The 21,675-nt window shown below is 69.4% G+C and carries 15 protein-coding genes; 8 read left to right on the plus strand and 7 right to left on the minus strand.

Going from position 1 to position 21,675, the window contains the following annotated elements; genetic code table 11:
* Positions 1–486: 486 nt before the first annotated feature.
* Both DFR72_RS13610 and glnA read right to left on the minus strand, forming a co-directional pair.
* Positions 487–4,017 (minus strand): FkbM family methyltransferase, encoded by a 3,531-nt coding sequence (locus DFR72_RS13610; RefSeq protein ID WP_143086712.1) that lies wholly within the window; start codon positions 4,015–4,017, stop codon positions 487–489.
* Between the two features lie 18 nt (positions 4,018–4,035).
* Positions 4,036–5,379 carry a type I glutamate--ammonia ligase gene (gene glnA, locus DFR72_RS13615; RefSeq protein WP_090065791.1) on the minus strand — a complete coding sequence of 448 codons (1,344 nt, stop codon included), beginning with the start codon at positions 5,377–5,379 and terminating at the stop codon, positions 4,036–4,038.
* Between the two features lie 81 nt (positions 5,380–5,460).
* On the opposite strand from glnA, the gene DFR72_RS13620 reads away from it, so the two are divergent.
* A complete protein-coding gene (locus tag DFR72_RS13620) occupies positions 5,461–6,096 on the plus strand; it encodes an LppX_LprAFG lipoprotein (RefSeq protein WP_090065790.1) in 636 nt (211 codons plus the stop codon).
* On the plus strand, positions 6,097–7,611 hold the full coding sequence (locus DFR72_RS13625) for an MFS transporter (RefSeq protein ID WP_090065789.1): 1,515 nt from the start codon (positions 6,097–6,099) through the stop codon (positions 7,609–7,611). It begins immediately after the preceding gene.
* Here the strand turns inward: DFR72_RS13625 and DFR72_RS13630 are convergent.
* Positions 7,566–9,089 (minus strand): alpha/beta hydrolase, encoded by a 1,524-nt coding sequence (locus tag DFR72_RS13630; protein ID WP_090065788.1) that lies wholly within the window; start codon positions 9,087–9,089, stop codon positions 7,566–7,568. The genes DFR72_RS13625 and DFR72_RS13630 overlap by 46 nt on opposite strands.
* Positions 9,089–10,651: an alpha/beta hydrolase gene (locus DFR72_RS13635; RefSeq protein ID WP_090065787.1), complete on the minus strand. Its 1,563-nt coding sequence runs from the start codon at positions 10,649–10,651 to the stop codon at positions 9,089–9,091. Before DFR72_RS13635 ends, DFR72_RS13630 begins: the two co-directional genes overlap by 1 nt.
* A 29-nt stretch (positions 10,652–10,680) precedes the next feature.
* Between DFR72_RS13635 and DFR72_RS13640 the strand changes: the two genes are divergently transcribed.
* The 3 genes from DFR72_RS13640 (at position 10,681) to DFR72_RS13650 (ending at position 14,314) form a co-directional block, all read left to right on the plus strand.
* Positions 10,681–12,393 carry an NAD+ synthase gene (locus DFR72_RS13640; RefSeq protein ID WP_090065786.1) on the plus strand — a complete coding sequence of 571 codons (1,713 nt, stop codon included), beginning with the start codon at positions 10,681–10,683 and terminating at the stop codon, positions 12,391–12,393.
* A gap of 81 nt (positions 12,394–12,474) precedes the next feature.
* The gene (locus DFR72_RS13645; RefSeq protein ID WP_090065785.1) at positions 12,475–13,659 is read left to right on the plus strand and encodes a sensor histidine kinase; all 1,185 of its coding nucleotides are present in this window, start codon (positions 12,475–12,477) and stop codon (positions 13,657–13,659) included.
* Between the two features lie 4 nt (positions 13,660–13,663).
* A complete protein-coding gene (locus DFR72_RS13650) occupies positions 13,664–14,314 on the plus strand; it encodes a response regulator transcription factor (RefSeq protein ID WP_090065784.1) in 651 nt (216 codons plus the stop codon).
* A gap of 6 nt (positions 14,315–14,320) precedes the next feature.
* On the opposite strand, the gene lysX is transcribed toward DFR72_RS13650, so the two are convergent.
* Positions 14,321–17,623, minus strand: coding sequence for a bifunctional lysylphosphatidylglycerol synthetase/lysine--tRNA ligase LysX (gene lysX / locus DFR72_RS13655; RefSeq protein WP_090065783.1), 3,303 nt, complete (start codon positions 17,621–17,623; stop codon positions 14,321–14,323).
* On the opposite strand from lysX, the gene DFR72_RS13660 reads away from it, so the two are divergent.
* Both DFR72_RS13660 and panB read left to right on the plus strand, forming a co-directional pair.
* The gene (locus DFR72_RS13660; protein WP_090065782.1) at positions 17,585–18,424 is read left to right on the plus strand and encodes an alpha/beta hydrolase; all 840 of its coding nucleotides are present in this window, start codon (positions 17,585–17,587) and stop codon (positions 18,422–18,424) included. The two genes, lysX and DFR72_RS13660, sit on opposite strands and share 39 nt — an antisense overlap.
* 138 nt (positions 18,425–18,562) lie before the next feature.
* Positions 18,563–19,417, plus strand: a complete 855-nt coding sequence (gene panB / locus DFR72_RS13665) for a 3-methyl-2-oxobutanoate hydroxymethyltransferase (protein WP_090065781.1) — start codon at positions 18,563–18,565, stop codon at positions 19,415–19,417.
* A 9-nt stretch (positions 19,418–19,426) separates the two neighbouring features.
* Here the strand turns inward: panB and DFR72_RS13670 are convergent, their stop codons facing one another.
* Positions 19,427–20,284, minus strand: a complete 858-nt coding sequence (locus tag DFR72_RS13670) for a glutathione S-transferase family protein (protein ID WP_090065780.1) — start codon at positions 20,282–20,284, stop codon at positions 19,427–19,429.
* An 18-nt stretch (positions 20,285–20,302) separates the two neighbouring features.
* On the opposite strand from DFR72_RS13670, the gene pip reads away from it, so the two are divergent.
* Entirely contained in the window at positions 20,303–21,244 is a 942-nt protein-coding gene (pip, locus tag DFR72_RS13675) for a prolyl aminopeptidase (protein ID WP_090065779.1), read from the plus strand.
* Here pip and DFR72_RS13680 read toward each other — a convergent pair.
* Positions 21,241–21,666, minus strand: a complete 426-nt coding sequence (locus tag DFR72_RS13680) for an RICIN domain-containing protein (RefSeq protein WP_090065778.1) — start codon at positions 21,664–21,666, stop codon at positions 21,241–21,243. The two genes, pip and DFR72_RS13680, sit on opposite strands and share 4 nt — an antisense overlap.
* Positions 21,667–21,675 lie beyond the last annotated feature (9 nt).

Here is a 21,675-nt window from a genome sequence, read left to right on the forward strand (position 1 = left end):
ATAAGGATTGTGTTTGATCGCTCCAGACGGAATATGTCTGGCATCAATCTAGTCTTGCCTCAAAGGAACTACCTCGACGAGGAGGTAATTCATATATTACTGGCTGTGTTTCGGCACGCTGTTGAGTTCTCAAAGAACACGCGCTCACCGGTTCCAGTCTCCGTTTCCGGAGGCTTTCTCTCGGGGCTTGTGTTGAAAGCTTAGCCAGTTCGTTTTCGCTTTGTCAAATCGGCCGTTTCGGCTTCTTTAGCTCGGCGCAAACTCGCTTCGCATTCAGTTTTTGGCTTGGTTCAGAAGTTATCTGAGTGGCTTTCCCGGTGTCAAATCGGGGTCATTTTCAGATCCCGGACAGCACGTTAGGCCGCTTATTTACTTCTGGGGGGTTTGACGCCGTGGAACTCTACTCGGCCCGATCCGCGGTGTCAACCGCTCGTTCCGTGGTCCCGCTTGCGACCTGGAGAAAGTTACTCACGGGGACGATCAAAGTCAAATCGCCTGGTCAGCGGGCTGCTTGATCGGCACGGACGGCGAAGGGGCAGGTGGCTTGGCCCCGACCGGGCGCGGTCGCAGCCACAGGGTGATGGAACGAAGTCCCTCCATCGCCCGCACGATCTGGTCCGGCGCGGCGGGCTGACGGGTCGCCACCGGCACCAGGTCGTAGCCCCAGACGCCGAACTCCTTGAGCACCGTCACCGGATCGTCACCGAAGTCCGCCGTCGCGGTCGCGGAGAACTCGAGGAACACGTGCGGCCTGTCGCGACGCAACAACCGGACGAGTCCCGCGAGAGCGCGATGCCCGCGTCCAGGCGTGTCGACCTTGACGACGGAAAGCTTCATCCCCTGCACCAAGGCGATCTCTTCGAGCGCCTTGTCCAGGCGCACCGCCTGCACGCGCGCGACCTCGGCCGGGGCATCGGCGGCCAGCGGCGAGACCGACACACCGCCGGTCAGCGTCGGCGACACGGCCAGCTCCCCCGCGCTCTCCCACGCCGCGCCCTCGACCACGGTCATCCGTTCGGCGACGGCGGCGGGCAGGTTCGCCGAGACGTTGTGCCTGAGCAGAGCAGCGGCGGAAGCGTCCGGCTCCACGGCGACAACGGCGCCCATCAGCCCGAGCCGCGACAACACCCGGATCGAGTGGTAGCCGACGTACGCGCCGACGTCGAGGAAGATGCCGTCCGGTTCCAGCACGGAGTCGAGCAGTTCCGCGAGGTCGGGCTCCCACACGCCGTTGGACGACAACAGCGGGAGCATGAACGCGTCGTCGGAGGGCAGCCGCATCATGCCCGCGTCGCACAACACCAGCGACGAACGCACCGCAGGCGCGTCGCCGGCGTTCTCGTGTTGACGAACGACCACGCGACGCAGCGCGTCCGCGGTCTGTTGTGCCTGGTGAGCGGTGCGAAGTGCGGCGTCCAGGCGCGTGTCGCGCTCGCGGAACACCTCGACGACCTTGGACTCCAGCGAGTCGATCCGGTCCAGCGTGCGGTCGAGCGCCACGGTCAGCTTGTCGATCCGCTCGGCGAGCACCTCGTCCGACTTCGCGCGCTTGGCCGCCTCGGCGACGACCGCGTCCTCGACGTCGCGCTGCCGGCGGCCCTGCCCCGCCATGTCCGCGCGCACGCGCACGACCCCGTCGTCGACGCCGACCAACTGGTCGACGAAGTGCGACTGCCGTTGCGCGACCTGCTCGACCTCGGCGCGGAGCAGTTCCAGCTCACCGGCACCGACGCCGGCCTTCAGCGCGTCCTGCCTGTTGACCAGCTCGGACACCGTGCGCTCGACCCCGTCGATCAGGGTGTGCAGCACCTGGCGCATGTGGTTGTCGTAGTGGTCCAGCGCGCGCAGCACGACCTTGCGCAGCGCGGGTGCCATCGGCGTCCGGTGAGGGCCGTCCACGGTCGGCTGCCTCAGCAAGGCGTGCTTGGCCGACTGCAGCGCGAGCATCGGGTCGACCTCGGTCTTCTGCTTCGGCCGGCGCGCCCGCCATCCGCGGTACGCGTGCTCGACGCGTTCGCGGAGAACCTCGGCGACCCGTGCGACCGAGCGCACGGACAGCACGTGCTGACGGCCGGCCGAACCGAGCGCCGCGGCCGTGGGCAGGTCATCGGCCAATGAACGCAGCAGCTTCGCGGCGGCCTGCACGTCCGGTTCGGCGCCCTGGTGGCACGGCACGAGAACAGCCGTCTTGCCGAACAGCTCGGCGACGGCGCCGTGGTCCGACGCGACGACCGGGACTCCCCGCACGGCGAGCTCGGCCAGGCGCAACGCGATCCGGTCGTCCGCCCCGCCGCGGTGCAGCGACACCACGGCGTCGGCGGTCGCGGCCACGTCGAGGCCGTCCACCAGCGAGATCCGCGGGTCGGAGGACGTGGCCAGGCGCAGTCGCTCGGCCGCCTCCGGGTGTTCGAGCGCACCGGACACGGCGATCTTCAGCTCGACGTCCGTCCGGTCCGGGAACGCGGTCAGGAACGCGGACACGGCGCCCAGCACGTTGCCGGGCCTGTCGAGGTCGTGGTCCGCGATCGCCGCGAACACCACCACTTCGCCGGGCTCGTGGTCACGCGCGCCGACGTCCCGCACGGGCACCGGCACCACGCGCACGATGGGCCCGCCGATGCGTTCGGCAGCAGCGCGCGACGCCTCGGACGAGAGCCATAGTTCGTTCACGCCCGTGCGGTCGTCCGCGGCGGTGACGTCCAACGCGACGTCGACGACGAACCGGCCGGAGGGCACCTCGTCCGAAGAAGAGGCGCGCACCACGACGGGATATCCGGCGGCGGCCGACACCGGCAGCCCTGACGCACGCGCGGCGGCGAGCATCAGTTCCGCCAGCTGTCCTGAGCCGATGACGGACACACCGAGCTGGTCGAGCAGCGCCGGCCCTTCCGAGCGGGGCTGCGGCACGGCGGGCGCGGGCAACCGTCCAGAAGCGACGCCGACCCCGGCGCACCACTCGCGCCAGGCTTCCGCGTCCGCGCCGAAGGGTGCCGGGAACTGCTGCTGCAGCGCGGTGTCCGCACGCCATACGGCGTCGGCCCAGCGGGTACCACCGGCCTCGGTCTGCTCGCACGCCCACATGAGGAACCCGCCTCCACCGTCCTCACCGAACGCCGGCGGCGGCGTCTGCGCGGAGGCCCGGTAGTCGGCACGCAGCTCGGACGGGATCTGCGTCCCGTCGATCAGGGTGTCGAACCGGTACGGCACTGGTGCCACGGACCAGCCGTTCCGCACCAGTTCGGCGCGGTAGGACTGGCAGAGCTCGGCTACCTCCGTGTGTTCCGAGAGCAGCACACGGGGACGTTCGGCGAAATCGGCGGACAGCAACCACGGCCGCCGTGGGTCGAACCCGCGGAAGTGCACCGTCAGCAGGTCTTGGCCGATCACGGCCAACGAACCGGATTCGGTGCGGTGCAACGGCCGGTCCGCGACGTTCCACACGGACACACCGATCCGTGCGTCGCGCACGACGTGGTGCGGCACGATCGCCGGCATGTCCAAAGAGGTCAGGTAGGGCTCGGAACCGGGGCCGACGGCGATGAACCCGGGGTCGAAGGCACCCTGGTCGTGCAGGTCGGCGGGACCGGGCTGCAGGCCGTCGGACGCCAACGGCCGCAACGTGCGCGGCAGCATCACGACCGGTGCGGTGCGCAGCGCCTCCAGCACGACCTTCGTGAGCGACCCGAACACCTGCACCCACGGGTCGAGGTACAGCACGGGCATGCCCTGCGACAGCAACGCCTCCAGCAGCCGCGGCACCATCGCGGCCTTCAGCCCGGCGGCGTCCAGGGACGTCGCGAGCACGTGCAGCTCGTCCTCGGCGACGCCGATGTCCAGCGGCGTCATCATCCCGGGCCCCGCGTGCTCCGGCTGCGCGTCGACGACCAGCGCGACGAACCTGCCCTCGGGGTGCTCCGCGAGGAACGAGCTGGACAGGACCTTGACCGCGGGCAGCTCCGCCGCCGTGGCGACGGTGCACGCGCAGATCGTCGGCTGGAACTCGGGTACCTCAGTCACGGAGAGCACGTATCTGCCTCACAGCATGGGGAGAAGTGTGCGCAACTCGTACGGGGTGACGCTACGACGGTACGCGTCCCACTCCGTCCTCTTGTTGCGCAGGAAGAAGTCGTAGACGTGCTCGCCCAGTGCCTCGGGGAGCAGCTCCGAGTTCTCCAGTTCGGTGAGCGCCTCGCCGAGGTTCTGCGGCAGGTTCGCGTACCCCGCCGCGCGCCTTTCGCGGTCCGTCAGCGACCACACGTCGTCCTCGGCGGGCGGCGGCAGCTCGTAGCCCTTCTCGATGCCCCGCAGGCCGGCGGCCAGGATCACCGAGTACGCCAGGTACGGGTTGCACGCGGAGTCCAGCGAACGGACCTCGACGCGGCGCGACGACGACTTGCCGGGCGAGTACATCGGCACGCGCACCAGAGCGGAGCGGTTGGCGTGACCCCAGCACACGGCCGTGGGGGCCTCACCGCCGACGATCAGGCGCTTGTACGAGTTGACCCATTGGTTCGTGACGCCGGAGATCTCGCGCGCGTGCTTGAGGATGCCCGCGACGAACTGCTTGCCGATGTCGGAGAGCTGGTACGGGTCTTCCTCGTCGTAGAAGGCGTTGCGGTCGCCCTCGAACAGCGAGAAGTGCGTGTGCATGCCCGACCCGGGCTGGTCGGAGAACGGCTTGGGCATGAACGAGGCGCGCACGCCCTGCGTGATCGCGACCTCCTTCACCAGGTAGCGGAACGTCATGACGTTGTCCGCCATGGTCAGGGCGTCGGCGTAGCGCAGGTCGATCTCCTGCTGGCCGGGCGCGCCCTCGTGGTGGCTGAACTCGACGGAGATGCCCATCGCCTCGAGCGCCTCGATGGCGTGACGGCGGAAGTGCGTCGCGGTCTCGTGCGAGGTCTGGTCGAAGAAGCCGCCGTTGTCCGCGGGCTCGGGCTCGCTGCCGTCACCGGGCAGGCCCTTGAGCAGGAAGAACTCGATCTCGGGGTGCACGTAGCAGGTGAACCCGGCCTCACTGGCCTTCGACAGCGTGCGGCGCAGGACGTGGCGCGGGTCGGCCCACGACGGGGAGCCGTCCGGCATGGTGATGTCGCAGTACATGCGCGCCGAGTAGTTGCTGCCCTCCGGTGTCTGCCAGGGCAGCACCTGGAACGTCGAGGGGTCCGGCTTCGCGACCATGTCCGACTCGTAGACGCGGGCGAAGCCCTCGATCGCCGACCCGTCGAACCCGATGCCCTCGCTGAAGGCACCTTCGAGCTCGGCCGGTGCGACCGCCACGGACTTCAAGAAGCCCAGGACGTCCGTGAACCAGAGCCGGACGAACCGGATGTCGCGTTCCTCTAGCGTGCGGAGCACGAACTCCTGCTGGCGGTCCATAGAGCGCAGCTTAGGGCCCGCCGACGTACGTTTCTAAGCGGAGGCGGCATTTGACACAGTAGGAGTCTCTACGATCAGCGCATGTCCGCCCGTTGGTTGTTGGTTTGCGCACTCGCCCTGCTCACGAGCTGCACGTCCGGGGGAGATCTCCCCGATGGTGCGACCTTGCTCTCGAAGTCGGCCGAATCGATGCGCTCGGTCCAGAGCGTCCACTTCACCATCAAGGTCGACGGTGAGCTGCCGGACGTGCCGGTGAAGGAGGCCGACGGCGACCTCACCTCGGCCGGTGACTCGAAGGGCACCGCGAAGGTGACGTTCGGCGGGCAGCTGCTGTCCATCGAGTACGTGCTCACCGGCGGAAACCTGCACTTCAAGGGCCCGACCGGCGGGTTCACGAAGCTGCCGGCGGCGTTCGCCGGCCAGGTGTACGACCCCTCGGCCATCCTGAACCCGGACAAGGGCGTCGCGAAGGTCCTGTCCAGCTCGAAGGACGCGAAGACCAAGTCGTCCGGTGACGTGTCGGTGGTCGAGGCGACGGTGCCCAAGGACGTGGCGGCCGGGCTGGTGCCGGGCATCTCCGCGGACGTGAAGGCGACGTTCTCGATCGACAAGGACAACAAGCTCAAGAGCGCGTTGTTCGAGCTCACCACCGGTCAGAAGGTCGACATCGGCCTCACGGACTTCGACAAGCCCGTCACGGTCACGGCGCCCGCGTAGATGAGACGAGTCGCTCTCGCCGCGTCCGGCGCGGCCGTGCTGCTGGGGGCGCTCGACGCGTACGTCGTCGTCGGCGTCCTGACGGACATGGTCCGTGACCTGGGCATCGCGGTGAACGAGCTGGAGCAGGCGACGCCGATCGTCACCGGGTACCTGCTCGGGTACGTGGCGGGCATGCCGCTGCTCGGGCAGCTGTCGGACCGGCTCGGGCGGCGGTTCGTGCTGCAGGTCTCGCTGCTCGGGTTCCTGGTGGGCTCGGTGATCACGGCGCTGGCCGCGGACGTGCCGTTGCTCGTCCTCGGGCGGGTGGTGCAGGGCCTGGCCGGTGGCGCGCTGCTGCCGGTGACGATGGCGCTGGTCGCGGACCTGTGGGAGGAGCAACGGCGGTCGGCCGCTCTCGGGACCGTTGGCGCCGCTCAGGAGCTGGGATCTGTTCTCGGCACGCTGTACGGCATCGCGGTGGCCTCGCTGTTCAACGCGTGGCCGTTGTTCGAGGCGTGGGAGCCCCAGAGCTGGCGGTGGATTTTCTGGGTGAACATCCCGTTGGCGATCATCGCGATGGTGGTCGTGCAACGGACCGTGCCGAACACACGGCGCGAGGTGCGCATCGACGTCGTGGGCGGGGTGTTGCTGGCGGCAGCGTTGTCGTTGCTGGTCGTCGCGCTCTACAACCCGACGCCCGCCGAGTCCGTGCTTCCGTCGTGGGGCTGGCCGACGCTCATCGCGGCGTTCGTCGTGCTGGCCGGCTTCTTCTTGTGGGAACGCCGTAGTGCCGTGCGGCTCATCGACCCTGACGGCGTGCAGTGGCGGCCGTTCTGGGCCGTGCTCGGGGTGTCGCTGGCCGCCGGTGCGGCGTTGATGGTGACGCTGGTCGACGTGGAGTTGTTCGCGCAGACCGTGTTGCGGCGCGACTCGGCGTCCGCGGCGACGTTGCTGACGCGGTTCCTGATCGCGTTGCCGGTCGGCGCCGTCCTGGGCGGGTTCCTCGCGTCACGGCTCGGCGACCGCTGGGTGTCGTTCGGCGGGCTCGCGATGGCGTCGGTGTCGTACGTGTTCATCGCGCAGTGGCCCGCTGACGTCAGTGGGCTCGTGCTCACGCGTGACCTGGCCATCGCCGGTTTCGGGCTGGGCCTGGTCATCGCGCCGTTGTCCGGTGCCGTGCTGCGTGTCGTGCCTCCCGTCCGGCACGGCGTGGCGTCGGCGTTCGTCGTCGTCGCGCGCATGACGGGCATGCTCGTCGGTGTGGCGGCGTTGTCCGCTTGGGGACTCCACCGGTTCCGCGAACTCACGGCAGGCCTGAACACACCGCTGCCGTTCGGCGTCGAACCCGCTGAGTTCCAGCGGCAGATGGCCGAGTACCAGCGCGGGCTCACCGAGGCGCTGCTCACCGAGTACCACGAGATCTTCCTGATCACGGCGGTGATCTGCGCGCTCGGGGCGCTGGGTTCGATCTTCCTGCCGGGGAAGGCTCAGCAGACTGAGTCCGTTTCGGGCAGCCTCAGGTCCACCAGGTAGTTCGTGCCCACGCCGTCCACGCAGCCGATGCCCGCGAGGAACGCCGTGTGCTGGTTCCCGTTGTACGTCAGCAAACGCGCGCCCAGTGCCTGCGCGAGGTCCACGCCGGACTGGTAGGGCGTCGCCGGGTCACCGGTCGTCGACACCACCAGCACCTGCGGCAGCCCCTCCACGTTGGGCGGATGCGGTTCCGACGTGTGCGGGGCCGGCCAGAACGCGCACGGGCCGAGCGCGGTCTCGTCGGTGGGGATCGTGTCGTTGCCCAGCAGTTCCAACAGCCTCCGACGGTTGGACTCCAGGGTGGCCCGGTCCTTGATCGGCGGTTCGTCGACGCAGCGGATTGCCACGAACGCGTCCTGGATGCGGCTGTAGGTGCCGTCCTGGGCGCGGCCGAGGTACTGGTCGGCCAGTTGCAGCAGGGTGTTGCCCTTGTTCTGCCGCAGCTCCTGAAGACCCTTCAGAGCGGTCTCCCACAGCCGGTCCGTGTACATCGCCTGGATGATCGCGGTGTTCGCGTCCGAGTGGGACAGCCTGCGGTCGCCGACCTGCAGCGGGGTCTTCTTGAGCGGCTCGATCATCTGCCGGAACTTGGACTCCGCCGCGCTCGTGTCCCTGCCGATGGGGCAGTCGCGTTGCGCGCACCAGCCGGCGAACCGCTGGAACGACTCCTCGAAGCCCTGCGCCTGGCGTGCCGACGCGGCCACCTTGTCGCTGTTGGTCTCCACCGCGCCGTCGAGCACCATCGCGCGCACGTTGCGAGGGAACATCTCGGCGTACAACGTGCCGATGCGCGTGCCGTAGGAGTAGCCGAGGTAGGTCAGCTTGCTCTCCCGCAACGCGCCGCGCAGCACGTCGACGTCGCGTACGACGTCACGGGTACCGACGTTGCGCAGCAGGTCGATGCCGCTGCGTTCGGCACAGCGGTCGACGAAGAACTTGTTCTCCTGCTCGGTCAGGTTCGCGCTCTCGCCCTTGGGCCGCAGCCGTTGCGCGTCGCGTTCCGCGTCGGTCAGGCACTGGACGCGGGGCTGGCTCGCCCCCACGCCGCGCGGGTCGAAGCCCACGACGTCGAACCGCTTGCCGACCGGGTTGCCCGGCTGCATGTTCGCGACGTGCGACATGCCCGAACCTCCCGGGCCGCCGGGGTTCACCACCAGGGAACCGACCCTCCGGTCCTTCTCCGCGGCAGGGCGCCGCAGCAGGCCGACGGTGATCGTCCCCGCGTCCGGGTTCTCGTAGTTGAGCGGAACGTACAGCCGAGCGCACTGGATGCCCTCGCGCTCGTACAGGCCCTTGCTCTTCGCGTCGGTGGCGTAGGGCTGGCACGCACCCCACGCCAGCGTCTGCTCGTAGAAGCGCGCCAGACCCTTGCGCGCGGCGACGGGTGAACCGTCGATGCGCGCGTAGGACGTGGACGTGCCGAGCAGAACGATCAAGGCGAACAAGGCCGCGGTGACTCGGGATCGCCTCTTCGTCATTAGGCGCACCGGGTTCCGTCAGCGGGCAAGGTCTGGTCGATCAGGTACTTCACGCCGGCGCCGTCGACGCACTGGTCGCCCTGCAGGAAGACCGTGTGCTGGACGCCCTCGTAGGTGAGGAGCCGGGAGTTGAGCGCTTTGGCCAGGTTCACGCCCGCCTCATAGGGCGTGGCCGGGTCGCCGGTCGTGGAGATGACCAGCAGCGGCGGGATGCCCTCTGCCTTGGGCGGGCCCGTGCGCGCGGTGACCGGGGCCGGCCAGAACGCGCACGAGTCGAGGGCCGCGCCGGCCGGGTTGCCGTCGTCGAGGAACGGTGCCGCCTCCTTGTACTTCCTCTGGGTCTCCAGCAGCGCGTTCTTGTCCGTCAGCCGTGCGTCGTCAACGCAGTGCACCGCGTTGAACGCATCCGTGATGGTCGAGTACTGGCCCTGTTCGTCGCGGTCGAAGTACGCGTCCGCGAGTCGCAGCAGCGTCGTGCCCTTGCCGCTCTTGAGCTCCTGGAGGCCGTCGAGCAGGAGGGGCCACAGCTGTTCGGAGTACATCGCCTGGATCGCCGCGGTGATGGCGTCGTTGTAGGACAGCTTGCGACCACCGACGTCGACCGGCTTCTGGATCAACGGGGTGGTGAGCTGCCGGAAGCTCAGGTTGGCGTCGGCCTCGAGTGGGCACTCCTTCTTCTCTCGGCACCACTTCACGAACTCGTCGAACGCCTTCTGGAAGCCGGCCGCCTGTGCGACCAGCGACGCGAGCTGGTCCTGGGTCGGGTCGACGGCACCGTCGAGGATGAGCGCGCGCACGTTCTGGGGGAAGGTCTCGGCGTATTCAGTGCCTATGCGGGTGCCGTACGAGTACCCGACGTAGCTCAGCTTCGCGTCGCCGAGCGCAGAGCGGAGGACATCCATGTCCTTAACTACGTCCCGCGTGCCCAAATTGGCGAGCATTGATGCACCGAATTTTGTACCGGCGGCACACTTCTCGGCATATGCCTTGTTCTCTTGCTCCGTTTGGGCGATTCCGGCCGGACTTGTGTCCGTGTCGAGGTCCAAACGCTCCGCGTCGCGCTCCGGTCCGGTGAGGCAACTGACCGCCGGCTCGCTCGCGCCGATGCCCCTCGGGTCGAATCCGATGAGGTCGAACCTCGCCGCGAGGCCGGTCTTGCGGTAGGCCGGGACCATGCCCGCGGCCGACGCCATGCCGGACGCGCCGGGGCCGCCGGGGTTGGTCAGCAACGAGCCGATCTTCTGCCCGGTGGCCTTGTACCGGAGCACGCCGATGGTGATCGTGTCGCCGGTCGGCTTGCTGTAGTCGAGGGGAACCTTCAAGCGTGTGCACTCGACGTCGCGCCTCTTGCCGTACGCGTCGCGGCTCGACCCCGTCGTGGCGTACGGCTCGCAGTTCTCCCAGGCCAGCTGCTGGCCGTAGAACTCCTCCAAACCGGCCGGGACGACGCCCGCCGGGCCGGCCTTTTCGAAGGTCACGCCCGGTTTGGCGGTCCCCTCGACGATCGACGTGCAGGACGCGAGCAGCGGAATGACGAGCAACACGCTCAAGAGACGGACCACAGCCCGATGGTATGGGAGATGATGAGGGCATGCCGCAGCTTCGGATCGCGCTGGCCCAGGTCAACGCCACTGTTGGTGATCTCCAGGGCAACGCTTCGCTGGTCGTGGAGTGGACGCGCAAGGCCCGTGAGGGCGGTGCGCACGTCGCCGTGTTCCCCGAGATGGTGCTGACCGGCTACCCGGTCGAGGACCTGGCGATCCGCACGTCGTTCGCACGCGCGTCCGCCGAGGCGTTGGAGGCGCTGGCCGGGTCGCTGGAGGCCTCGGGCCTCGGTGACGTCGCCGCCGTCGTAGGCTACCTGGAACACGACTCCGTCGGCCCGCGCAACGCCGTCGCCGTGCTGCACGGCGGCCGTGTCGTCGCACGGCAGTGCAAGCACCACCTGCCGAACTACGGCGTGTTCGACGAGCGCCGCTACTTCAAGCCGGGTTCGTCGCTGGACATCGTGCGGATCAACGGCGTCGAGGTCGGCATGGTGATCTGCGAGGACCTGTGGCAGGACGGCGGCCCGATCACCGCGCTCGGTGACGCCGGCGTCGACCTCGTGGTCTCGCCCAACGCCTCGCCGTACGAGCGCAACAAGGACGACCAGCGGCTGCCGCTGGTCGCGCGCCGCGCCGCGGAAGCCCACGCGCCCCTCGCCTACTGCAACCTGGTCGGCGGCCAGGACGAGCTGGTGTTCGACGGCGACTCGCTCGTCGTCTCCGCCGACGGACAGCTGGTCGGGCGGGCACCGCAGTTCGTCGAGCACCTGATGTTCGTCGACTTCGACGTGCCGGGCGGCCGCGAGTACGAGCAGGGCCAGATCGGCGACTTCTACGTGCGCCGTGTGTACCTCTCCGACGCGATCCCGGCGTACGAGCCGTTGCCCGCGCCACGCGTGTTCGAGCCGCTGTCCGACGAGGCAGAGGTGTGGCACGCACTGGTGACCGGTCTGCGCGACTACGTGCACAAGAACGGCTTCCGGTCCGTGGTGCTCGGTCTGTCCGGTGGCATCGACTCGGCCGTGGTGGCCGCTCTGGCCGTGGACGCTCTGGGCGCCGACGCGGTCTACGGCGTCTCGATGCCGTCCTCCTACTCGTCCGAGCACTCGCGTTCGGACGCCTCCGACATGGCCGTGCGCACCGGCCTGCACTTCACCACCGAGCCGATCGGCGAGATGGTGTCGACGTACGTCTCGCAGCTGCGGCTGACCGGCCTGGCCGAGGAGAACATCCAAGCCCGCTGCCGCGGCATGCTGCTGATGGCGTTGTCGAACCAGCACGGCCACCTGGTGCTCGCGACGGGCAACAAGTCCGAGCTCGCGGTCGGCTACTCGACCATCTACGGCGACGCGGTCGGCGGCTACGCCCCGATCAAGGACGTGCTGAAGACCCTGGTCTGGGACATCGCCCGGTGGCGCAACGCCGAGGCCGAGAAGCGCGGCGAGACCCCGCCCATCCCGGAGAACTCGATCTCCAAGCCGCCGTCGGCCGAACTGCGCCCCGGCCAGGTCGACACCGACTCGCTGCCGGACTACGAGGTGCTCGACGCGCTGCTGGACGACTACGTCCACTGCGACCGCGGGTACGACGACCTGCTGGCCGCCGGGCACTCGCCGGAGCTGGTGGACCGGGTGCTGCGGATGGTCGACAAAGCCGAGTACAAGCGCCGCCAGTACCCGCCGGGCACCAAGATCTCGAACAAGGCCTTCGGGCGCGACCGGCGGCTGCCGATCACGAACGGGTGGCGCGAGGGCTGAGCACCCGGTCACCGAGGTGATCCACGGGAGTGGAGCCTGCTCTACCGCGCCGGACCTGGTCAGACCGCTACGTTTGCTCCCATGAAACGGTTCTGGGCGGCGCTGGCCTATCTGGCGACCGGTCTGCTGACGGCCATCGCGGCCTGGCTCGCCATCGGTGTTCTGCTGCTGTCCGTGGTCGTGCTGCCGTTGCTGCCGATCACCGCGCCGTGGATCCGGCGGATCGTGGACTTCGACCGCCTGCGCCTGGCGCGCTTCAGCGGTGTCGAGATTCCGCCGCCGCTGCCGCTCGACGGGCCGTGGTTGCACCGGGCACAGCGGGTGCTGGCCGATCCGGACAGCCGCCGGGACGGGCTGTGGGTCGTCCTGCACGCCCTGTTCGGCACGCTTTTCGGCTCGATCGCCATCGGTGTCTTCGGCGCGTTGGTGCAGCAGCCGGTGGCGGCGACGCTGTGGTGGGCGGTGCCGATGGAGAACTCGTTCGGCCTGCGGGTCGACTCGTGGGCGAAGGCGGCGCTGAGCGTACCGATCGCGATCGGGCTGGCGTTGGTGCTGACCCAGTTGCCGCGGCTGGCCGAGTTGGACGCGAAGTGGGCGCGGAAGCTGCTGGCACCGCCGAAGGCCTCGCTGGAGAAGCGGCTGGCCGAGGTGGTGGCGACCCGGGCGGCGGCGTTGCAGGCGCACGGGGCCGAGTTGCGGCGCATCGAGCGGAACCTGCACGACGGCACGCAGAACAAGCTGGTCGGCGTGGTCATGATGCTCGGCATCGCGGAACGGACGCTCAAGCAGAACCCGGACAACGCGTTGCAGGCGCTGCTGCGTGCTCAGGACGCGGCGGGCGACGCGCTCGAAGAGCTCCGCAACGTCGTGCGCAGCATCCACCCACCGGTACTGGATGATCTGGGACTGGACGGGGCGATCCAGGCGCTGGCGGCGCGGTGCCCGGTGCCGTGCGTGTTGCAGGCCGACCACCTCGGCCGGTTGCCCGCGGCGGTGGAGGCGGCGGCGTACTTCGCGGTGGCCGAGGCGCTCACCAACGTCGCCAAGCACAGCGGCGCCCGGCACGCCTGGGTCAGCCTGGGCATCAACGAGGACCAGCTCACCGTGGTCGTGCACGACGACGGCAAGGGTGGCGCGGACGAGAAGCAGGGGACGGGCTTGGAAGGCATTCGCGGCAGGGTGGCGGCGTTGGACGGCAACGCGGAACTGAGCAGTCCCGAGGGCGGGCCCACCGTGCTCACCGTCGTGCTGCCGACGGGGAGGTGACCCGATGCGCATCGTGATCGCCGAAGACGACGCGCTGCTCCGCGAGGGGCTGACGTTGTTGCTGCGCAACGAAGGTCTGGACGTGGCGGCGGCCGCGGACAACCCGGCCGACTTCCTGCTGGCCGTCGCCGAGCACGAGCCGGACATCGCCGTGGTCGACGTGCGGATGCCGCCGACGTTCACCGACGAGGGCCTGCGGGCCGCGGTGGAGGCACGCCGGCGGCACCCGAAGCTGGCCGTGCTGGTCCTGTCCGCGTGGGTCGAGCAGAGCTACGCGCACGAACTGCTGGCCGGCTCCGGCGGCGGCGGTGTCGGCTACCTGCTCAAGGAACGCGTCGGCAAGGTCGCGGACTTCCTCGACTCGCTGCACCGCGTCGCGAACGGCGGCACGGCGCTCGACCCCGAGGTGGTGTCGCAGCTGCTCGTGCGGCGCAAGGCGGACGACGCGCTCGGTGTGCTGTCACCGCGTGAGCGCGAGGTCCTCGGACTGATGGCGGAGGGTCTGTCGAACGCCGCCATCGGCGAGAAGCTCGTCATCAGCGCGGGAGCCGTGCACAAGCACATCGGCAACGTCTTCCTGAAGCTCGGCCTCAACAGCGAGGACGGCTCAGGAGACCGGCGCGTCCAGGCTGTGCTCGCGTACCTCGATCACTGAGCCGGTTCACTGAGGACGGACGAACGGGAAGAGCACGGTCTGCCGGATCGACGTACCGGTCAGCATCATCAGCAACCGGTCGACGCCCATGCCGAGCCCGCCGGTCGGCGGCATGCCGTGCTCCAGCGCCCGCAGGAAGTCCTCGTCCAGTTCCATCGCCTCGACGTCACCGGACGCGGCCTTCAGCGACTGCGCCTCCAGCCGCCGCCGCTGCTCCAGCGGGTCGGTCAGCTCCGAGTAGGCCGTGCCGATCTCCGCGCCGAACGCCACCAGGTCCCACCGCTCGGCCAGGCGCGGGTCGACGCGGTGCTGGCGGGTCAGCGGTGACACCGACGTCGGGAAGTCGATGTAGAACGTCGGGCCGACGGTCGAGGCCTCCACAAAGGAGTCGTAGGCCTCCTGCACGAGCTGGCCGTGGTCCCAGTCCTCGTTGATCTCCACACCCCGTGCGCCCAACTGCGCCCTCAGTTCCGCAACGGACGTGTCCGGGGTGATCGACGCGTTCAGGGCCTCGGAAACCGCCGTGTAGACCGGAATCACCGGCCACTCCCCCGAGATGTCGAACGAGCCCTCGGGCCGCACGGCGATCTCCGAGCCGAACGCCGTGCGGGCCGCGTGCTGGATGAGCGTGCGCACCAGGTCGAGCATGACCCGGTAGTCCGCATAGGACTGGTAGGCCTCCAGCATCGTGAACTCGGGGTTGTGGGTCGCGTCCGCGCCCTCGTTGCGGAAGTTGCGGTTCAGCTCGAACACCCGGTCCACGCCCGCGACGCAGAGCCGTTTCAGGTACAGCTCCGGCGCGATCCGCAGGTACATCCGCATGTCGTAGGCGTTGATGTGGGTGACGAACGGGCGGGCGTTCGCGCCGCCGTGCACCGCCTGCAGCATCGGCGTCTCGACTTCGAGGTACTCCTGCGCGTGCAGGAACTCGCGCACGCTGCGGATGACGTCGCTGCGCAGCTTCAGCAGGTGCGCCGAGTCCTGGTTCACGACCAGGTCCAGGTAGCGCTGGCGGACGCGGGCCTCCGGGTCGGTGAAGCCCTTCCGCTTGTCCGGCAACGGGTGCAGGCACTTCGCGGTCATCGTCCACGACGACGCGAGCACCGAGATCTCGCCGTGGTCGGACTTGACCACCTTGCCCGTGACGCCGACGTGGTCGCCGAGGTCGACGTCCGACTTCCACGACGCCAGGGCCTCGCCCAGCGAGTCGACTGCCAGCATCAGCTGGATCTCGCCGCTGAAGTCCCGCACCCGCGCGAAGCAGAGCCTGCCCATTTCCCGCAACGCCACCACGCGTCCGGTGACCGAGACATCCTCGCCGAAGCGTTCGCGGGCCCCGGCCAGGAGATCGGTGCGCGCGAACCCCACGGGGTACGGGTCGACGCCCTCCGCGACCAGCCGTTCGACCTTCGCGATCCGCACCCGGACCTGCTCCGGCCTGCGCACGGACTTCGGTTCGACCCGGATCGCGTCGATCTCGGCGACCTTCGAAGCGAACTCGTCGCTGACATCCGTCTTCTGCAACGCCCGCTTGCGCAACGAGCGCAGCGACGGCACGAAACCCTCGGCGACGCCGGCGGCGATGCTGACCCGCGGCAACGACCGGGAGCGCTGGTAGCAGAGGAACCTCGGCTCCCACTCCGGCAGGTACTTGGCGTTCGACCGGTACAGCGACTCCAGCTGGAAGAACCGCGACGCGAGCGACAGCACCCGCCGCCACGCCCGCAGGACGGGGCCGGCGCCGATCTTCTCGCCCTCCTCGAACACCGCGCGGAACATCGCGAAGTTCAGCGAGATCCGTTGCACGCCCAGGTGTCCGGCGGCGGCCGCGAGCTGGGCGACCATGTACTCGTTGAGGCCGTTCTCCGCCGCGCGGTCGCGGCGCATCAGGTCGAGCGACACGCCCCGGCGGCCCCACGGCACGAACGACAGCAGGCCGCGCAACGCACCGGACGCGTCGTAGGCCTCCACCATCACGCACCGGCCGTCGCTCGGATCTCCCAGGCGCCCCAGCGCCATCGAGAAGCCGCGTTCGGTCTCGGCGCCGCGCCAGGCTTCCGCGAGGTCCAGGATGGACGCCATCTCGTCCGGCGCGATCTCGCTGTGCCGGCGGACGCGGGTGGTGTACCCGGCGCGTTCGACACGGGACACCGCCTGGCGCAGCCCTCGCCGTTCCGGACCGGCGAGCACGAACCGGCGGACGTCCAGGATCGCCTCGTCGCCGATCTCCAGCGCCTTGAGCCCGGCGTCGGAGTAGACCTGCGCACCTCGTTCGGACGCGCCGAGCACGCCCGGAGTCCATCCGTACGTGCGCGCCTCGGACAGCCACGCCCGCACGGCCTCGGGCCAGTGCTCCTCGTCGCCGATCGGGTCGGCGGAGGCCAGCGTCACGCCGCCGATCACCCGGTAGGTCAGCGCGGCCCGGCCGGACACCGCGAACACGACGCTCTTGTCGCGCCTGGTCGCGAAGTACCCCAGCGAGTCGGGCTCGCCGTCGGCCGCGAGCAGCCGGCGCACGTCGAGCTCCTGGTCGCCGGTGATCATGCTCTGGCTGCGGACACCGCGGAAGAACAGGTACATCGCCCGGATCGCGACCAGCACGCCGAACAGGCCCAGCACCACGCTCAGCCACTGCGGGCCCTCGGGGATGTCGAGCCGGCCGAGCCGGACCACCTCGCCCGTCGCCTGGTTGGCCGCCCACACGATCTTGTCGGTCTGCGCGACCAGCCTGCCGGGGAAGATCTCGGCGAGGCCCCAGCCGATGACGACCAGCCCGATCATGCCCAGCACGAACGACGCGAGCGCCCGCCGCCACGCGCCGCGGGCCAGCCGGGCGGGGAACGCCTCGCGCACCACGAACAGCAGTGCCACGAACAGCAGCGAGGTCGTGGCGCCGACGCCGAGGAACACCCAGTGCGGTTCTTCGCCCGGATCCAGGACTTCTTCAGGCGCCAGGGCCAGGATGACCATGATGGAGCCGACCAGCACGAGTCCGATGACCTGGAACAGCAGCAGCGTCCACAGCGCCGCTCGCTTGTGCCTGCGCAGGGCGGCCCCGAGCACGAAGAACACCATGGCGATGAACAGGTTGCCGTCGATCGGCAGACCGAAGAGGTACCCGATGCCGTCGGCGAGGTCGGTGAACCAGCCGTCCTCCGGCAGAATCACCCTGAGCAGCGACAACACCCCGGCCAGCTGCACGATCGTCGCGATCGCGCCCGCGGTCTTCCACTTCCACGCCGGTGCCACTACCACTCCCGAGGTCAGCCGATGACCGTCATGATCCCGTCTTCCGCCGGAAGGGTGCATGTCGCCGCCTCCGGGCGTGTCGAGGGACCCGTCGTGGTGCTCAGCTCAGGACTGGGCGGGGCGTGGTTCGACTGGGACCGGACCGTGCGGCTGCTGGCACCCCACGCCAGGGTGGTCGTGTTCGACAGGCCGGGGCTGGGGTTGAGCGGCCCCGCCCGGCGCGGGCCGTCGCTGGCACGGGAGGTGGCGGTGCTGGACGCGGTGCTGCGCGGGGTGCCGCGGGCCGTCCTGGTCGGGCACTCGATGGCGTCGATGCACGTCGAGGCCTACGCACGGTTGCGGCCGCACCGGGTCAGCGGCCTGGTCCTGCTGGACCCGGACGCCGAGACGCCGGGCTCGGGAGCCCCGTTCGACCTGTCGGCGGTGGCCGCCCAGGGCGTGCGGGCCATCGGCAGCCGCTGGCTCGGCGCCCGGATCACCCAGCGGTACGGGCACTCGTTCCGCAACCTGCTGACCGCGGTCTCGACGCTCGGCGTGACCGATCCGGCGCCTTCTGACCTGGTCGAACTCGTCTACCGGCGCCCCGGCGTCGGGCGGGCGGTGCTGTGGGAGCTCGCGTCGTACCCCGGCCAGGTGGCGACGCTCGAACGGCTGCGGAAGCGCCGGCCGTTGCCGCGTGTGCCCTGGTTGGTGCTCACGGCCGGGCGAAAGGTGTGGCCGGAGCACCGGTCGTTGGCCGCTCTCGTGCCGTGGGGACGCAACGTGCCGGTGCCCGGAAGCAGGCACATGATTCAGATGGACCGGCCGGACGCCGTGGTCATGGCGGTTCGTGAATCGCTCAAGGGCGTGCCCGACGAGTGATTCGAGGGGCCAGGCGTGTGACGGTAACCGCATCTGCGTTCCGTTTCTCGCCGGCGGTGCCACTCTGGTGTTCGGCAACCGTGCACGAAGCGCCCGGGGACCCACACACGTGGGCCTCGAGGAAAGGAACGGTCGACGATGACCACTGCCGAAGTTTCCGCGCCCTACGGCTCCGGAGCGGGCCAGAAGCCCCCGGCCAAGCGGGTTCGCGTTCACCACCTGCGTGAGATGAAGGAACGCGGCGAGCCGTGGCCCATGCTCACCTCGTACGACACCTTCACCGCCTCGATCTTCGACGAGGCCGGCATCCCCGTCCTGCTGGTCGGTGACTCGGCCTCGAACACCGTCTACGGCAACGACACCTCGCTGCCGGTCACCGTGGACGAGCTCGTACCGCTCGTGCGCGCGGTGACGCGTTCGGTCAAGCGCTCTCTCGTGGTCGCCGACCTGCCGTTCGGCTCCTACCAGGTGTCGGTCGAACAGGCCGTGGCGACGGCGGTCCGGTTCATGAAGGAAGGCCAGGCGCACGCGGTCAAGCTGGAGGGCGGCGCCTACTTCGCACCACACATCCGCGCGATCACGGCCGCGGGCATCCCGGTCATGGCGCACATCGGCTTCACCCCGCAGTCCGAGCACCAGCTGGGCGGTTACCGCGTGCAGGGCCGCCACGACAACCACGACGTCGTGGTCCAGGACGCGCTGGCCGTGCAGGAGGCGGGCGCGTTCGCGGTCGTGCTGGAGATGGTGACCGCCGAGGTCGCGAAGCAGATCACGCACGACCTCGTCATCCCGACCGTGGGCATCGGTGCCGGTCCGGACACCGACGCCCAGGTGCTGGTGTGGCAGGACATGATGGGCCTGAACCGCGGCAAGGCACCCCGGTTCGTCAAGCGCTACGCGAACATCGGCGACATCATGCTGGGCGCCGCCGCGGAGTTCGCCAACGAGGTGCGCGGACAGCAGTTCCCCGGACCCGAGCACACCTTCCACTGATCTGCGCTTTCAGCGGGTCCAGACCTCCGGGTCTGGGCCCGCCGGCACGATCCCGCTCGGATTGATGTCGTGGTGCGTCACGTAGTAGTGGCGCTTGATGTGGTCCCAGTTCACGGTGTCCCCGAACTGGGCGTAGAGGCGTTTCGCGTACGCCCACAGGTTCGGCATCTCGGTGAGCTTGGTGCGGTTGCACTTGAAGTGGCCGTGGTAGACCGCGTCGAACCTGACCAGCGTGGTCCAGAGCCGGATGTCGGCCTCGGTGAGCTGCTCGCCGACCAGGTACGTGTGGTCTTCGAGGTGGGCCTCGATGCGGTCCAGTTCGGCGAACAGGTTCGTGTACGCCTGCTCGTAGGCCTCCTGCGACGAGGCGAAACCGGCCTTGTACACGCCGTTGTTGACGTTGTGGAAGATCGGCTCGATCCAGGCGTCGATCTCCTCCCGCAGGTGCTCCGGGTAGAGCGTGCTCTCCGGGCGCCACCGGAGGCTGAAGTCCAGGGTGATCTGCGGGTAGTCGTTGGTGACGACCTCACCGGTCGTGGTGTCGACCAGGGCCGGGACGGTGACTCTCCCCTCGTAGCTCCCATCGGCCTTGTCGTAGGCCTGCTTGAGGTAGTCGATGCCCAGGACCGGGTCCGTGCCGGCGAAACGCCAGCCCTTCTCGTCGCGGATCGGGTCGACGACCGCCAGTGAGATGGCGTCCTCGAGGCCGAGGAGCTTGCGGACGATGACCGCACGGTGCGCCCACGGGCAGGCGAGGCTCACGACGAGCCGGTAGCGGCCCGGCTCGGGCTCCGGCCGTGCGGTGAAGCGGTTCGGCTGCCTGACGAACGCCCCCGTGGTGGAGGTCTCCTGCGAGAACTGCGCCATGTGTCCGACGATAGGCGCATGTACCCGGAGATCGAGCCCCACGCGTCGGGCCACCTGGAGACCGGTGACGGCAACCTCGTGTACTGGGAGGAGTGCGGCAACCCGTCCGGCAAGCCCGTGGTCTTCCTGCACGGCGGTCCCGGCGGCGGCTGCTCGCCGTCGCACCGGCGCCTCTTCGACCCGTCCGCCTACCGGATCGTCCTGTTCGACCAGCGCGGTTGCGGGCGTTCGGTGCCGCACGCCTCCGTGTCCGGCGATCTGTCGCTGAACACGACCTGGCACCTCGTGGACGACATGGAGAAGCTGCGCACGTCGCTGGGAATCGACCGCTGGCAGGTCTTCGGCGGCTCCTGGGGTTCGACGCTGGCGCTGGCGTACGCCGAGACGCATCCCTCGCGCGTGTCGGAGCTGGTGCTGCGCGGCATCTTCACGCTGCGCTCGTCCGAAGTGGACTGGTACTACCGCGGCGGGGCGGCGAACCTCTTCCCCGACCTGTGGGAGAAGTTCACGGCGCCGCTGGCCGGTCTGTCCGGTGATCCCGTCGAGCTGTACGCGAAGCTGCTGGCCTCCGAGGACCCCGAGGTGCACGGGCCCGCCGCCGTCGCGTGGAGCACGTGGGAGGGCGCGACGGTGACACTGCTGCCCCGGCCAGAACTGGTGGCGGAGTTCGCCGTGCCGGAGTACGCGCTGGCGTTCGCGCGGATCGAGAACCACTACTTCGTGCACCGCGGGTGGTTCGAGGAGGGGCAGCTCATCCGGGACGCCGCGCGGCTCGAGGACATTCCCGGCGTGATCGTGCAGGGGCGGTACGACATCGCGACCCCGGCCGTGTCGGCCTGGGACCTGCACAAGGCCTGGCCCGAGTCGGAACTGGTGCTGGTGCCGGACGCCGGGCACGCCTACGACGAGCCCGGCATCCTCGCTGCCCTGCTGGCGGCGACGGATCGGTTCCGGGACTAGCGGAGGCCGATCCACCTGGAGCTGGACGTCGCGCAGGTCCCGACCGTCACCTGAGCCGTGAGGCACTTGTTGGTGCCGACGTTGCGGAACCGGAAGGAGGTTCCGGACACTTCGCGACGCCAGCGCTGGTTGGCGCTCGTCGTGCAGGCCTGGCCGAGCACGTCACCGGCGGCGGTCGCGCCGAGGCACCTGTCGGTGAGCATGTTGTGCGGCCAGTCGACGCCACCGCTGATCGGGACGATCCAACGCTGCTCGTCGGCGAGTTCGTTGCACTGCTTCAGAACGACGTCCGTGCCCACGTCGGCGAGGCAGCGGGTGCTGCCGGCGAGCTGGTAGACGACGACGGGTTCGGCGCTGGCCGGGACGGCGGTGAGCGTGACGGTGGCGGCGGCTGTCGCGATGATCGCGGCTAGTTTCCCCATGGGCGAGAA

The sequence above is a fragment of the Lentzea flaviverrucosa genome (genome assembly GCF_003350445.1).
In the GTDB taxonomy this organism is placed as follows: Bacteria; Actinomycetota; Actinomycetes; order Mycobacteriales; family Pseudonocardiaceae; genus Lentzea; species Lentzea californiensis.

Excerpts from the sequence above, each read along its gene's own strand:
- glnA (WP_090065791.1), bottom strand. The coding sequence starts at position 5,379 with ATGGACCGCCAGCAGGAGTTCGTGCTCCGCACGCTAGAGGAACGCGAC.
- DFR72_RS13670 (WP_090065780.1), bottom strand. The coding sequence starts at position 20,284 with ATGGCGCAGTTCTCGCAGGAGACCTCCACCACGGGGGCGTTCGTCAGG.
- DFR72_RS13640 (WP_090065786.1), top strand. The coding sequence starts at position 10,681 with ATGCCGCAGCTTCGGATCGCGCTGGCCCAGGTCAACGCCACTGTTGGT.
- lysX (WP_090065783.1), bottom strand. The coding sequence starts at position 17,623 with ATGCACCCTTCCGGCGGAAGACGGGATCATGACGGTCATCGGCTGACC.
- DFR72_RS13680 (WP_090065778.1), bottom strand. The coding sequence starts at position 21,666 with ATGGGGAAACTAGCCGCGATCATCGCGACAGCCGCCGCCACCGTCACG.
- DFR72_RS13650 (WP_090065784.1), top strand. The coding sequence starts at position 13,664 with ATGCGCATCGTGATCGCCGAAGACGACGCGCTGCTCCGCGAGGGGCTG.
- DFR72_RS13645 (WP_090065785.1), top strand. The coding sequence starts at position 12,475 with ATGAAACGGTTCTGGGCGGCGCTGGCCTATCTGGCGACCGGTCTGCTG.
- DFR72_RS13620 (WP_090065790.1), top strand. The coding sequence starts at position 5,461 with ATGTCCGCCCGTTGGTTGTTGGTTTGCGCACTCGCCCTGCTCACGAGC.
- panB (WP_090065781.1), top strand. The coding sequence starts at position 18,563 with ATGACCACTGCCGAAGTTTCCGCGCCCTACGGCTCCGGAGCGGGCCAG.
- pip (WP_090065779.1), top strand. The coding sequence starts at position 20,303 with ATGTACCCGGAGATCGAGCCCCACGCGTCGGGCCACCTGGAGACCGGT.
- DFR72_RS13660 (WP_090065782.1), top strand. The coding sequence starts at position 17,585 with ATGACCGTCATGATCCCGTCTTCCGCCGGAAGGGTGCATGTCGCCGCC.
- DFR72_RS13630 (WP_090065788.1), bottom strand. The coding sequence starts at position 9,089 with ATGACGAAGAGGCGATCCCGAGTCACCGCGGCCTTGTTCGCCTTGATC.
- DFR72_RS13625 (WP_090065789.1), top strand. The coding sequence starts at position 6,097 with ATGAGACGAGTCGCTCTCGCCGCGTCCGGCGCGGCCGTGCTGCTGGGG.